Annotated in this window: 9 protein-coding genes; 1 reads left to right on the top strand and 8 read right to left on the bottom strand. The window is 61.2% G+C overall.

The genetic code is table 11. The features are described 5' to 3' along the window. Positions 1-7: 7 nt before the first annotated feature. Both ACZ0AZ_RS08605 and ACZ0AZ_RS08600 read right to left on the bottom strand, forming a co-directional pair. On the bottom strand, positions 8-454 hold the full coding sequence (locus ACZ0AZ_RS08605) for a GNAT family N-acetyltransferase (protein WP_024014846.1): 447 nt from the start codon (positions 452-454) through the stop codon (positions 8-10). Positions 455-464: 10 nt separating this feature from the next. Beyond that, positions 465-1,088: an FMN-binding negative transcriptional regulator gene (locus ACZ0AZ_RS08600; protein ID WP_073471070.1), complete on the bottom strand. Its 624-nt coding sequence runs from the start codon at positions 1,086-1,088 to the stop codon at positions 465-467. A gap of 93 nt (positions 1,089-1,181) precedes the next feature. On the opposite strand from ACZ0AZ_RS08600, the gene pdxR reads away from it, so the two are divergent. Then, a complete protein-coding gene (pdxR, locus tag ACZ0AZ_RS08595; RefSeq protein WP_463537210.1) occupies positions 1,182-2,732 on the top strand; it encodes a MocR-like pyridoxine biosynthesis transcription factor PdxR in 1,551 nt (516 codons plus the stop codon). On the opposite strand, the gene ACZ0AZ_RS08590 is transcribed toward pdxR, so the two are convergent. From ACZ0AZ_RS08590 to ACZ0AZ_RS08565, 6 genes are all read right to left on the bottom strand, one after another. Beyond that, positions 2,689-7,293 carry a dermonecrotic toxin domain-containing protein gene (locus ACZ0AZ_RS08590; protein WP_463570911.1) on the bottom strand — a complete coding sequence of 1,535 codons (4,605 nt, stop codon included), beginning with the start codon at positions 7,291-7,293 and terminating at the stop codon, positions 2,689-2,691. The two genes, pdxR and ACZ0AZ_RS08590, sit on opposite strands and share 44 nt — an antisense overlap. Before the next feature lie 138 nt (positions 7,294-7,431). After that, entirely contained in the window at positions 7,432-8,526 is a 1,095-nt protein-coding gene (locus ACZ0AZ_RS08585; protein ID WP_463537206.1) for a polyamine ABC transporter substrate-binding protein, read from the bottom strand. Beyond that, positions 8,523-9,548 carry a histone deacetylase family protein gene (locus ACZ0AZ_RS08580; protein ID WP_039757281.1) on the bottom strand — a complete coding sequence of 342 codons (1,026 nt, stop codon included), beginning with the start codon at positions 9,546-9,548 and terminating at the stop codon, positions 8,523-8,525. The genes ACZ0AZ_RS08585 and ACZ0AZ_RS08580 overlap by 4 nt, the downstream gene beginning before the upstream one ends. A gap of 256 nt (positions 9,549-9,804) precedes the next feature. Beyond that, complete coding sequence (locus ACZ0AZ_RS08575) at positions 9,805-10,800, bottom strand: AraC family transcriptional regulator (RefSeq protein WP_415761046.1); 996 nt, start codon at positions 10,798-10,800, stop codon at positions 9,805-9,807. 172 nt (positions 10,801-10,972) lie between these two features. Next, the gene (locus ACZ0AZ_RS08570) at positions 10,973-11,977 is read right to left on the bottom strand and encodes an asparaginase (protein WP_039757284.1); all 1,005 of its coding nucleotides are present in this window, start codon (positions 11,975-11,977) and stop codon (positions 10,973-10,975) included. Between the two features lie 171 nt (positions 11,978-12,148). After that, positions 12,149-13,597: an alanine/glycine:cation symporter family protein gene (locus ACZ0AZ_RS08565; RefSeq protein WP_039757286.1), complete on the bottom strand. Its 1,449-nt coding sequence runs from the start codon at positions 13,595-13,597 to the stop codon at positions 12,149-12,151. Between the last annotated feature and the right edge of the window lie 126 nt (positions 13,598-13,723).

The raw sequence follows: 13,723 nt of genomic DNA, 5'->3' as shown, positions 1-13,723 counted from the left end.
CGTCTCCTTAAAGGGCTTTACGAAACTGGATGAATCCCGGACGTTCGGCAATGCGCTCGTAGAGCTGGATCGCGGTGGCGTTGGTTTCATGGGTCAGCCAGTGGACTTTGCAGCAACCATCAGCCTTGGCGGTAGCGTAGACATGCTCGATCAACAGCCGACCGACACCGGTGCCACGGGCTTCCGGCACCACCAGCAGATCCTGCAGATAGCAGGAATTCTCGATGCTCCAGTTCGAGCGATGATAGATGTAATGCACCATGCCCAGCGCTTTGCCTTCAGCCCAGGCGAGGGCGGCGTGGGTCGGTTCATTCGGGTCGAGAAAACGCTGCCAAGTGCTTTGGGTGACAGCGTCCGGCAGTTCGGTGTTGTAGAACCGCAGGTACGCCTGCCACAGCGGCAGCCAAGCGGCGTGGTCGTTGGCGCTGACCGGGCGAATGTCGATCTGAGTCATGCGGATTTCCTTAGCGCATCAGGCTGGCGAGGGTTTGATCGTTGGCATCGGGGCTGGCGGCAAGGCCTTCGCGCACCCCGGCAATATCTTCGGCGCTGCGGTTCTGGCTGAGCTTGCGTTTGCCCTCGAGGCGGTCGATGGGAATGGCAAAACCGACGATGGCTTTGAGCATGGTGTCGATGTAATCGGCTGGCGCATCGTCCACCGACCACGGCTGGGCACGGCCTGCCTCGTGACGGTCGGTGAGGGTGCTGACAATGTCGAGCAAGCGGCCGCCATCGCTGAAGGTCTCAGCCTGGCCGTAGGCGTGCACGGCGATGTAGTTCCAGGTCGGCACGACCTTGCCGTGCTCGGCCTTGCTCGGATACAAGCTTGGGCTGACGTAGGCGTCCGGGCCGGCAAAGATCAGCATGGCCTCGGCGCCGTCACGCAGGTCTTTCCACTGCGGATTGGCCTTGGCCAGATGGCCGTAGAGCGTGCCGTATTCGCCCTGTTCGCGATGCAGCAGCACCGGCACGTGGCTGGCTTGCAGGCCGCTTTCGCCGTGGCTGACCAGAATGGCCAGGCGCGTGGCGAGGATCAGTTCGTGCAGTTGGGACAAGTCTTCGATGGCAAAGGCGCGTGGCGTGTACATGGACAGATTTTCCTTGGCGAATGCCTGCATCCTAGGCAGGCTATTGGTCCGTTGTAAGAGCCATTGCTGAGCCATTTCATAGGTCCATTCGCCATGCCTGATCTGCCACCCTTGTCGATGCCCTTCAACCCGGCCGGTATCGAGCTAGATCGCCGTCAGGGCCTGAGCCGCCAGCTCTATCAGGCGTTACGCCTGAGGGTGCTGGATGGACGTCTGGCCAGTGGCACGCGATTGCCGGCCAGCCGAGATCTGGCCTCGGCGCTGGGGATTTCCCGCAACAGCGTGGTGCGCGCTTACGATCAGTTGTATGCCGAGGGCTTTATCGAAGGGCGCGTGGGCGACGGCACTTACGTGGCGCAATTGGCTCAGGCATCCACGCCTGAGAAAAAACTATCCACAAATTCATCCACAGGCTTGTCAACAGGCTTACCCACAGCCTTATCCACAAATTGGCTGGATTTACCTGTGAATCCATCCAGCAAAGTTATCCACAGCGACGGATTTTCCCGCATTGAAAAGCATCATTTGCCGCGACCACCGAGCGGTCCGCCGCGTGCTTTTCGGGTGGGTGTGCCTGCATTCGATCTGTTTCCGTTCGAGGTCTGGGCCAAGCTCAACGCGGCTTTCTGGCGCAAACCGGATCTGCAGCAGCTGTGTTACGGCGATCCGGCCGGTGACGCGCGGCTGCGCGGCATGATTGCTGCCTATTTGCGCAGCTCGCGGGGCATGCAGTGCACGGCTGAGCAAATTGTGATCACCAGTGGCGCGCAGCAGGGCATCAGCCTTTGTGCACAGCTGCTGGTCGAGCCAGGGGACGGTGTGGCGATCGAGAATCCGGGCTATCGCGCCGCCGGGCATGCCTTCGCTGTAGCGGGGGCGAAATTGCATGGGGTGGCGGTAGACAGCGACGGCATCGATTGCAGCGCCATGGCTCAGCTCAGCGATTGTCGAGTGGCTTACGTGACGCCGTCTCATCAGTACCCGACCGGCGTGGTGATGAGCCTGGCCCGGCGTCTGGAGCTGCTCGCCTGGGCCGAACGTGTCGGCGGCTGGATCGTCGAGGATGATTATGACGGCGAGTATCGCTACACCGGCGCACCGCTGGCGCCGTTAGCGGCACTTGATCGTCAGGGGCGTGTGCTCTACGTCGGCACGTTTGGCAAGGTCGCTTTTCCGGCGTTGCGCCTGGGCTATCTGGTGCTGCCGCCCGCGCTGGTCGAGGCGTTCGCGCAACGCCGCGCCGTCGATGTGCGGCACTCGGAGGTCAGCACGCAAGCGGTGATGGCCGAATTCATGGCCGCCGGGCATTTCCAGCGGCATATCCGCCGCATGCGCCGGGCTGCGCTGAGCCGACGCAACTGCCTGCTCGAAGGCTGGCCGACGGTCGCCGGCGTCGGTCAACTGCCCGCCGTGCCGGCCGGGCTGCACCTGACCGTCGCTGTCGACAGCATTGAGCGCGAGCAACAATTGATCGCCCAGGCCGCTGAGGTCGATGTCGAAATCAACGGCTTGAGCAGTTACTGGTTGCCGGACTCGACTACACCGATGGCCCAGCGCGCCGGCCTGGTGCTGGGTTTTGCCGCTGTGCCGGAGTCTGCGATCACAGCGGCACTGGCGCGCTTGCGACAGGTTTGGCGAGGTTGAAGAACAACGCTTCGGCGGAGCGACTGGAAATTTCGCTGCGATGGATTTCAATCAGTTGCTGGTTGCTTTGCTGGCTGGGCTCGTAGGCGCCGCCCATCCGTTGTTGGGCGACGGTTTTCATGTGCCCGCGAATGAACGATGGATCAGGCGCGTCGGCGCTGCTGTAGTGAAAATGGGCGTAGCACAGGACCTTGTCATTGTGAGCATCACGAATCCGGTACTCGTCGAGGAAATCATGCTGGCGGTGTCGGATGGGCCGCCGGGTCACGGTTTTATCGATGGTTATTTCCCCCTTTTCCTTCAGCCACTGCACGCCCGCCGCCGTGGGTAGCTGCTGTTTGACCAGACGAATGCGCGTGCTGGTGCCTTTCTCTTCCAGGTTTTTCGCCGCCTTGTCGAGCGCGTGATTGAGCGTTTCGGAGGGTTCATGCTGGCCGGCGGTAAGGTTCTTGGCGGTCAGGGCTTCGTCGATCGCCGCAATGGCCGTGCGTAGAAGTGCGGCGTGCTGGTGGTATTCCTCCTCGACCTCCACCGGGATCCGCGCGCCGCGTTTGAGGCGCGCCTCGATGCGCCGATGGAATGCCGCCAGACCATCGATCAGCGTCTGGCCGTCGCGAACGCTTTTTTTCAAGTCGGCTGCGGATGTTGGTGTCGGTGCAGGCGGCGTTCGCTGTTCGACCCAGACACCGGGCGACTCTTCGTGAAAAGTGGCAATGACACCCGTCAGAGGAGCGCGAACTTCCATCAGGTCGGTCGTGTTATCACCGACGCTTTTCTTGCGTTCGCCGACCACGGTGCCTTTTGATCGTGTCTGGAAAATCTGTCGATTCGAGGCAGACGCGGATGACGTTGACGTTCCGGCCTGCGGCACCAGCAAATGCCGGTAGCGCAGCAGGTCGGCGAGGCGTTTGTCGGCGGCCGCTTTGAATGCAATCACCCGCGTTTGTACATGTTTGAGTCGGTCAGTGTGGAGCTGGTCGGAGTATTCGCTGGCCAGATCGTTGAAGCGCTGGTCTACCGAGTCGAACTGTTGTGCAACGTTGCTCAAGGCGTCAATGCGTCCGCGCAGATCGCCCAGGCCTTCATCGGCGCTCAGGTCCAGCGAGCTCTGGATATTCAGTGCAGCGTCTTCGACCAGATCGGCCAACGCCTGTTGAGCGCTGGCATGATCCGCGGTGTCGCCAGGCTTGATACATATTCGCTCGGCGAGGCTGATTTGCAGCACCTTGAGGTCATCCAACTGGTAATCAGGCAGGGCGTTCTGATACACACGCATTGCCTCCACAGCGTCTTTTCCCAACAGCTTCATTTCTTCGAAGCAGGCTTGTGCGGCCTCCATTTTCTCGATGATGCTTTGAGTGACGTCATTCAGGCTCACGGCCGCCAGACTGAATGCCTCTGGATCGGCGTTCGCCCCATCCGCGATCATCGTCTGCATACCCTCGACACTCTGTTGAAACTGAGAAGAGTGCTCGCTGAGCCACTCCTGGCCCAAAAACAACTGCATCTGCAAGCGCTCGGTCATGACGGTGCGGTAATTGGGAATAGTCTGGTTGAGGTTCAACTCTTTGATCTGTTGAATGTTCGCCGCGTACTCCTGATGTTGTGCATCCAGTGTGGCGAGATATTCGGTGCGTGCCTGTGCACGGGCCTGCGGCAGAGCATCGCGCAAGGCATCTCGATCGGCGTTCAGGCGGGTCTCCTTGGTATGCAGTGTTGTATCGAACTTGGCAATTTTCTCGCAGAGCGCTTTCGCGACGGCCTGCCTGCTGTCCCGGGATTTTTGCAGTGCCGAGTCCAGGCCGCCGCCGCGCAGACGCAGGCGCAAATCGATCACCCACTCGCCCCTGGCGGAATAGGCCAGCGTCGGACCGATGCGGTGTGGTTGTTGGCGCGAGTCGATAATCTGTACGTTGCCGAGCGCGTTGCGCATCACTTCGAACCAGCGCCGACCGACCTGGGCGTACCAGGTCTTACCGTGGGCGTAGAGGCCTTGGTGCGTGCCTTTGCTTGCAGCGGCGCCGAGACCTTTGGGAGGGTCGACGGTGAATCCGTCGAGGAGCTTGGCCAGTGCCTGCGGCGACCGTTTCAGTGCGGTGATGATGTCGATGGAGGTAGTGTGGGCGCCGGGCAGTTCAGCGCTGGTGATATCTGGCAATTGCAGTGCTTTGGCGACTTTGGCGGCCGCTTTGATGGGCTTTGTTTCTTCTTCTGCCTGGGCCACCCGTTCACGTGGCGGTGCTTCGCCAACGGCCGCTCGATGTGCGAGCACCATGCCCAAGGCCAGGAGGATGTCGGCAATTGCGGTCCATGCAACCTTGCCCGACGGCTGGTTGGCGACATCGGTAACCTCTTGCAGATCGTCCATGATTTGCCAGATCCATGCCGCCGTGCCGACGCTGCGTCCCAGGAACGGCAGAGCGGCATTGAACATCAGCCAGCCGCCCTGCTTCAGGGTGGCCCAGCGTGCCTCGGCGTTGGACACCGATTGGCGGTCGGCTTGGGTGAGCAGGGCCTTCACGTTGCGTTCATGCAGCGTGTCCAGCACATTGCCGGTCAGCGCTTGTGTGCCCAATGCGACCGGGCCGGACATGTCCAGAGCCGTCGTCGGATTGACCAGCATCTGCGGGATTGTCCATATCGATGGCAGCCTGGCGGTAAAGACGAACTGGCTGTAGTTGAAACGTACATCATCGGCCAGCCACGCCAGCACCGAATCGCGCAGATGTCGCGAATGCTGGATCGCGTAGAGGAGGTTGGCGTATCCGGGGAATTGCATCAACGTCATCTCGAAGAGCGGACGGTAAAGCAGGCAGGGACCTTTGTTCGCCTCGCGCGGGCCGATGACGTACATATTGGCCACGCTGTCGGCTGCGCAGCTGCTGCGGTGTGCAACGAAGGCCAGTGGACGGACCACGATTTCCTGACCATCGACGTATCGTTCTGCGTCGGTCGCCGCCAGTGCTGCTGCAACGTAGCGGTACCCCGCATCATCAATGTCTGCTCTGCCCTGGATCTTGTGTTGCAACGCCAGCAATGGCAGCTCGATGCGTAGCTGGCCGGTGTATAACGCTTTCAAGGCTGACGCCTGATCGGCGTCGTCTATCAGGCGCGCCTTCAGGTACGCCGGATAGGTCCTGCCGATATCCACGGCGCTGACCAGTTTTTCCAGATAGGCCACAGTCATCCAGTCAGGCGCTGAGCTGGCAGCTTTGTAGTTCACGGTCTTGTTGCCCAATGGCAGGCCGGCAAGGTTCTGCAGGGCCAGTTCCGGCAACGTCAGGGTCTGGGTGCTGGTATTGCCGGGCAATACGAACGTTCCCCAGACCACGAGGCTGGTGATCGTAATCTCGATGTCATCGAGCTTGATGTCCTTGGCACTCGGCTGGTCCTTCGACATCTGCTCCATCAGGGCATCACGAGTGTATGCGTGCAGGCCGATGACCTCGCTTTGAAACGTTTTGCCGTTGTGTTCATGTTGCACCGTGGTCAGGTCCAGCAGATGCCGGCTGTAGCGCGCCTGATCGACGGCCGACGCATCGTTCAGCCACGGCGGCAGCATCGGTCGCAGACGTTCGAAATGTTCCTCAAGGCGCGGGGTTGGTTCGGCGCTCTGGCCCTGGGTACCGGTGTGCGGATAGGCGCGGTTGAGCGGCCGGTCAGCAAAAAAATTGATTCTGCCCAGGGCGTCGGCCTCGAGCGAAATCAAGGTGCAGGCCTGATGGTCGAAAAAGTTGCCCTGCGGTTCGACCAGCCGCCACGTGAGTTTCGGATCTGCGGGGGTTGCGCCGAAGCGTTGCTGCAGGTCTTCGCCAAGCGCTTGCAGCGAATCGAAGGACTGGAAACCCCGGGTGACCGCGTGGGTGAGAATCACGGTACGTTGTGCATCCGTACCAATCAGCACCGCCATATCGAGCAGGGTCATGTGTGCGTTCTGTCCGGCGCCCTCCCGGTCGAGGTCGATCAGGCAGGCGCGGGTGGTGTATTTGTCGGTGGCCATGCGCTGCAGTTTGTCGGGCTCCCGGAAAACCGCCTCGGCGACGGCGGTTTGAGTGGCATCCCGGCCAAGGCTGGCATCGGCTTTCCATAAATTGCGCAACGCTTGCGACAATTGCTGCCAGCGCGGCTGCCCGGGGTAGGTGAACTCATCCCAGTATTTGACGTGCTGTTCTTTGTAAGCGATGAACAACAGGGGGGCGAGTTCATTGAGCAGCAGGCTGATCGCTTCGATTTTAACTGGCAGTTGAACGGGGGCAGGCCACGCGGGCTGCTGGGTCAGATAGTGCTCGCCGTCCAGGTACGTCACGGTTTTGCCGGTCATGCCGAGGCGTACGAGCGCATCCGTCAGCGTTTCAACATTGGACCGACCGGCGAAGACCTGATCATTGTCGATCTCCCACGTCGGCTCTACGACCATGGCCAGTTGCGGATCGATCTCGAGGTCGGGATACAGCGTCTTCAGTGCCGGGGCCAGCGTTTTCGGGGCCACTTCGTGGAGTGAAGGGCCGGTGACCAGTTGGGTCACGATATCGACGGCACTGGGTGTGGGGAGTTCGGGCATCAGTGATTCCTGCTCTGTCGGGCGCCGAAAGCCGGCGGATCAGGGCAAGGTAAAAGGCGCTACGTTCGCGCGTGCGGTACATAGATCTGCCAGGCAAAAAAAGACCCGCGTGTGCGGGTCCTGGATGCGGCGCGGGAATCAGGTCCCGGATTTGATTTTGGTCCACGCCCGCGTCCGCGCGCGTTCGGCATCCCGAGGCAGCGGTTGCAAGGTGTACAGCGTGTTCATGGCAGCGTCGGTCGGGTACAGGTTCGGGTTGTTGCGTATCGCCGGATCGACCAGGCCAGTGGCGTCCTTGTTCGGGTTTGGATAGCCGACAAAATCGCTGACCGGGGCAATCACCGCCGGTTGCAGCAGATAGTTGATGAAGGTGTAAGCGTCCTCGGTGTTCTTCGCACCTTTGGGAATCGCGAGCATATCGAACCAGATCGGCGCCCCTTCTTTTGGCAAGCGCATGTCTACTACCACACCATTCTTCGCCTCCTTGGCGCGGTTGGCTGCTTGCGAGAAGCTGCCGGAATAACCGACGGCCACGCAGATGTCGCCGTTGGCGATATCAGCCATGTATTTGGACGAATGGAAGTAGGTCACGTAAGGGCGGATCTTCATCAGCAGCGCTTCGGCCCTGGCGTAATCCGCCGGCTTCTTGCTATTGGGGTCGAGGCCGAGGTGTTGCAGGGCCAGCGGCAGAATCTCCGACGGCGAGTCGAGCAGGGCGACGCCGCACTGCTTGAGCTTGCTGATGTTCTCTTCCTTGAAGATCAGGTCCCAACTGTCCACTGGCGCGTTATCGCCCAGCGCTGCTTTGATCCTGGCCGGGTTGAAGCCGATCAGGATGGTGCCGTACATGTACGGCACGGCAAATTTGTTACCCGGGTCATTGGCCTCGATCAGCTTCATCAGTTTCGGATCGAGGTGATTCCAGTTCGGCAGCTTGCTGCGATCCAGCGGCTGGAATACTCCGGCCTCGATCTGTTTGGCGAGGAACACGTTTGACGGCACTACCACGTCATAGCCTGAGTTGCCGGTGAGCAGCTTGGCCTCGAGTGCTTCGTTGGTGTCAAAGATGTCGTAGATCAGTTTGGTCTGGCTGTTCTGGGCCTTGAAGTCGTCCAGCGCCTTGGGCGTGATGTAATCGAACCAGTTGTAGACGCGCAGCGTGCGTTCTTCGGCGTGGGCGCCAGCACTCAGCAGGGCCGCGCACAGCGCCGAGGCGATCAGTCGCTTTTTCATTGTTCAAAACCTTCCAGCACGTTCACTGCGTTGATGCCGATTTCCTCTACCGCGTAGCCACCTTCCATGACGAACAAGGTCGGCTTGCCGAGGGCGGCAATGCGCTTGCCCATGGCCAGGTAATCCGGGCTGTCGAGTTTGAACTGCGAGATCGGATCGTCCTTGAACGTGTCGACCCCGAGGGAGACGACGATGATGTCCGCGCCATAGCGATCGATCTCGTCGCAGGCCTGATCCAGCGCCGCGCTCCAGACATCCCAGCCAGAACCGGCCGGCAGCGGATAGTTGAAATTGAAACCTTCACCGGCGCCTTCGCCGCGTTCGTCGTCGTAGCCGAGGAAGAACGGAAACTCCGCTTCCGGGTGGCCGTGGATCGAAGTGAACAGGACGTCGCTGCGTTCATAGAAAATCGACTGAGTGCCGTTGCCGTGGTGGTAATCGACGTCGAGGATCGCGACTTTCTGGTGCCCCTGGTCGAGGAACGCTTGCGCTGCAATGGCGGCGTTATTGAGGTAGCAATAACCGCCCATCAAATCGCTGGCGGCGTGATGTCCCGGCGGGCGGCACAGGGCGAAGGCCGCGCGGGCGCCACGCTGGATTTCTGCCTGCGCGGTAAGCGCCACTTGCGCCGCGCTGTAGGCCGCTTGCCAGGTGCCGGCGGTAATGGGCGCGCCGCCATCGAAGCTGTAATAACCGAGCTGGCCGTGCAGGCTGGTCGGTTTGATCGCACGCAGCGTGCGCGCCGGCCAGGTGTAGGGCAGCAAGTCGCCGTCGGTGTTGAACTCGGTCCAGCGATCCCACGCACCTTTGAAAAATTCCAGATAGTCACGGCTGTGAATGCGCGCGATCGGCTCCAGGCCGAAATCCTTCGGAGCTTCGACCGCCCCGAGGTTTTGCTTGTGCACGCGTTGCAGTACGTGGTCGGCACGCGACGGCATCTCGAAGCACGGCTTGAGCTGGCCATCGATGAGTTCGCAGCGGCCATGGTGCAGGTGGTGATCGTCTGAGTAGATCGTCAGCATTTGTTGTTCTCCGCAAGGCTGATTCGGTGGTCTTCAGTGTTGCGGCGCAACTTGAATCGGAGAACGTCGGGAGCGGCCAAAAGGGGATCGATATGGCCAAAACCTCTGACCGAAATTCGCCCCTTGATAACGCTGGCTCAAGGGTGAAATACGAACCTTTGTAGGAGTGATCCTGCTCGCGATAGCGGTCTGTCAGGCAAAGAATGTGTTGGATGATAAATAGCCATCGCGAGCAGGCTCACTCCTACAGGGAGCATCAATGCGGCCGGAACTGACTCGGCGCCACGCCGCTCCAGCGCACGAATGCATGCCGGAAACTCGCGGTCTCGCTGAAGCCCAGCGTCTCGGCGATCCGATAGATCGGCAACTGATCCTCACACAACATCTGCTTGGCCCGCTCGAAGCGCAGCTCATCGAGCAGTTCCTGATAGCTGCTGCCCATGTCTTTCAGGTGCCGGCGCAAGGTACGCGGTGAGCACTTCATCTGCTGCGCCAGCCCCTCCAGGCCCGGCGCGGCATTCAATTGCGCGCTGAGCAACTGCCGAATCCGCCCCAGCCAGGCCTGACGTCCGGTGAACTCCAGATTCTGCTTGCGGCAGCGCTCGGCCATCGCTTGATGGGTAATGGCGTCGGCCAGCGGCAGCGGCTGATCGAGCCAGTGGCGGTCGAAGGCGAAGGCGTTGTCCTTGGCCGAAAAGTGCAGCGGCGAGTTGAAGGGCTCAGCGTAGCTGGCGCGGTAGTCCGGTGCGGCATGTTCGAAGCGCGTGGCGCGCAGCGGCAACGGGTGGCCGAGCAAGTCGTCGCAGATGACTTTCAGCGACACCAGACAGAATTCGGCGTTGAACACCGCCATCGCCGCGCTTTCACGGTAATCAGCAGCGACGAACCAGACCTGCTCGCCATCGTCTTCCAGGCTCAGTTCGAACAACGTGCCCAACAGCGCCGGATAACGGATCGCCAGCCGCAAAGCGTCACCGAAGGTGGCACAGGTCAGCAGGGCGTAACCGAGCATGCCGTAACAGGACACGTGCATGCGCCGGCCCAATTCGAGGCCGATGTCACGCTTGAGCGCGACCGCATTGGTGCAGACCTGCATCTCCTGATGGGTGGTGATGCGCGTATCGGCTCGCTGCAAATCCGCCGCCACGATGCCGCTGCCAGCCAGCAAGGCTTCGCTCGACAGACCTTGGGCCTTGAATGTGTTGAGGATCAGCGAGACCGCATTGAGGGTGGTGAGGTGGGAGTGGAGCATGGGGTCTTCCAGCCTGGAGGTGGCTGGGACGCAGCAATTTATATGCCGTACAAAAATCCCTTGTGGGAGCGAGCCTGCTCGCGAAAGCGGTGTGTCAGCCACACGAATGCCGAATGTGTCATGGCTTTCGCGAGCAGGCTCGCTCCCACAGGGGGATTTGCGTTATGACAGATCAGCTCAGTTCGCCGCAGAGATCCAGTTCGATCAATCGTCGCACTTCCGCCGTTTCCAGCCCGGCCCCCAGCAAGCCATGCAATTTGCCGAACGCCGCCTCGCGGGTCATGCCGCCACCGGACAACACGCCCACGCCCCGCAAGCGGCTTCCCGCCTCGTAGACATCCAGCTCCACCCCGCCTTCATGGCATTGCGTCACTGCAACCACTACCACGCCGTTATCCCGTGCGCGGCCAAGGCTGGCGAGGAACTCGGGGTTGTCGCTCGGCCCTGTACCGCTGCCGTAGCACTCCAGCACCAGACCTTGAATGCCGCTGTCGAGGAGACCGTTCAGCACTTCTGCGCTGACGCCCGGGAAAAGCGGCAGTACGGCGACCTTGGCCAATTGCTTCGGCTGGTTATAGTTCAGCGACGCTGGAATTGAAGTGGCTTTGACGCCGCCGCCCTGACGCTCCAGGCGCTTGAACGGATGCCGCCCGAAGCTGCGCACTTTCGCGCAGCGGGTCGGTGCCAGCAGTTCGCCGTGGAAGTACAGATGCACGCCCGGCGCCAGGCCCTGGCCGAGGGCGCCCAGCGCGCCGCCGAGGTTTTCCCAGGCATCGCTGTCGGTCACGCCCGCCGGCAGCATCGAACCGGTGAAACACACGCGCGCCTGCAGGCCGAGCAACTGAAAACTCATCGCCGCCGCGCTGTACGCCAGCGTGTCGGTGCCGTGCAGAATCAGCACGCTGTCGCAGCCTTGCACATCGACCGCATCCACCACCGCTTCGCGCAGTTGCTGCCAATAGGCCGGGGTCATGTTGGCGCTGTCGATCAGCGGCGACATTTCGCGGAATCGCCACTGCGGCACCACCAGCTCAGGCTGGCTGTGCAGGTAGTCGCGCATCCGCGCTTCGAAACCGGACGCCGGGGCCAGACCGTTGGCGCTGGCCTGCATGCCGATGGTGCCACCGGTGTAGAGCACCATGACGTGTTGAGCGGCGGGATAGGTCGACGAGCTCATAGGATTCTCCGAAACGATGAGGGTCCTGTGGGAGCGAGCCTGCTCGCGAAAGCGGTGTGTCATTCAACAATGATGTTGGCTGAAAGTCCGCCATCGCGAGCAGGCTCGCTCCTACAAGTTATTGCATCACAATAACTGACGGGCGCAGGGGATGCGCCCGTCATTCACCTGTCAGCGTTGCGCTGCAGGTACGCCTTGCGGCGCAGTTTCAGTCTGGCCCGCTGCTGCTGGCGGGTTGGCCGGCCAGGCGTTGCGATCCAGGTCCAGGTCGGCGAACTTGCTCGAATCAAACACTGGCTGTTTGACGCCGGCGCGGCGCTGCTCGTCGTAGTCGCGCATCACCCGCAGGCCGACCTTGAACAGCATGGCCAGGGCCACCAGGTTGACGAAGGCCAGGCAGGTCATGGTGATGTCGGCGAAGGCGAACACGGTCGTCAGGTCCTGCATCGAACCCCAGACCACCAACGCCAGCACCAAGCCACGGAACAGCATCAGCAAAGCGCGGTTGCGGCTGAGGAACTGCAGGCTGTTTTCGCCCAGGTAGTAGTTGTAGAGGATGCAGGTGAAGACGAAGAGCGACAGTGCGACGCTGACGAACATGCGACCCCAGTCACCGACCACGGCAGCCAGCGAGTTCTGGGTCAGAACGATACCGTCACCCTCGAAGCCCGGGGTGTAGAAGCCTGAGAGAAGGATCAGCAGCGCGGTGCAGGTGCAGATTACGAAGGTATCGAGGAACACACTGAAAGCCTGAACCACGCCCTGCGCGCCCGGGTGCTTGACGGCAGCCACAGCGGCGACGTTCGGCGCACTGCCCAGGCCCGCTTCGTTGGCGAACACGCCACGCTTCACGCCCATGACAATGGCACTGCCGAGCAGACCGGCAAAGGCCGGGTCGAGGCCGAAGGCGCTTTTGAAGATGGTTTCCAGCATGGCTGGCACGTGTTCGATCTGGGTACCGATCACGTACAGCGTCACGCCGATGTAGGCCAGGGTCTTGATCGGTACCAGCAGGTCGGAGACCGAGGCGATGCGCTTGATCCCGCCGATAAAGGTGATGGCCAGCAGCACCGCGAGGACAATCCCGGTGTGTTGTGGGTTGAAGTCAAAGGCGTTCTGCAGCGAATGGGTCACGGTGTAGGACTGCAGGCCAATGAAGGCGAAGCCGTAGGTGACCAGCAGCAGAACAGAGAAAACGATCGCCATGCCTTTGAGCTTGAGCCCGTGCTGGATGTAGTAGGCCGGGCCACCACGGTACAGGCCGTCGCCATCGGCGCGCTTGTAGACCTGGGCCAGGGTGCACTCGAAGAAGCTGCTGGACATGCCGACCAGTGCGGTCACCCACATCCAGAACACCGCACCCGGACCACCGAGGGTCACGGCGATGCCGACACCGGCAATGTTGCCTGCACCGACGCGGCCGGCGAGGCTGAGCATCAAGGCCTGGAACGAGCTGAGTTGCCCGGCGCTGCCTTTGAGGCTGTCGCGGAACACCGCGAACATGTGGAAGAAGTGACGCAGTTGAACGAAACGCGAGCGAATCGTGAAGTAGCTACCGAGCCCGACAATGAGCACGATCAGTACTTTCCCTGAGAGGAAGTCGTTGATGACTTCGAGCATGGATTTATCCTCGCTGTTTTTTGTGGGTGCAAATGCTGGATCGGAGAAACATCGTGTTACACCGGCATGCACGCGGCACGACGGGCGAGGCGAAGGTTTCGTCCCGGATCCATATCGCGGGTTTTG

The sequence above is a fragment of the Pseudomonas sp. AC239 genome (assembly GCF_979258545.1).
Note: the sequence above shows the minus strand (reverse complement) of the source record. Positions and strands in the feature narration are given on the sequence as shown.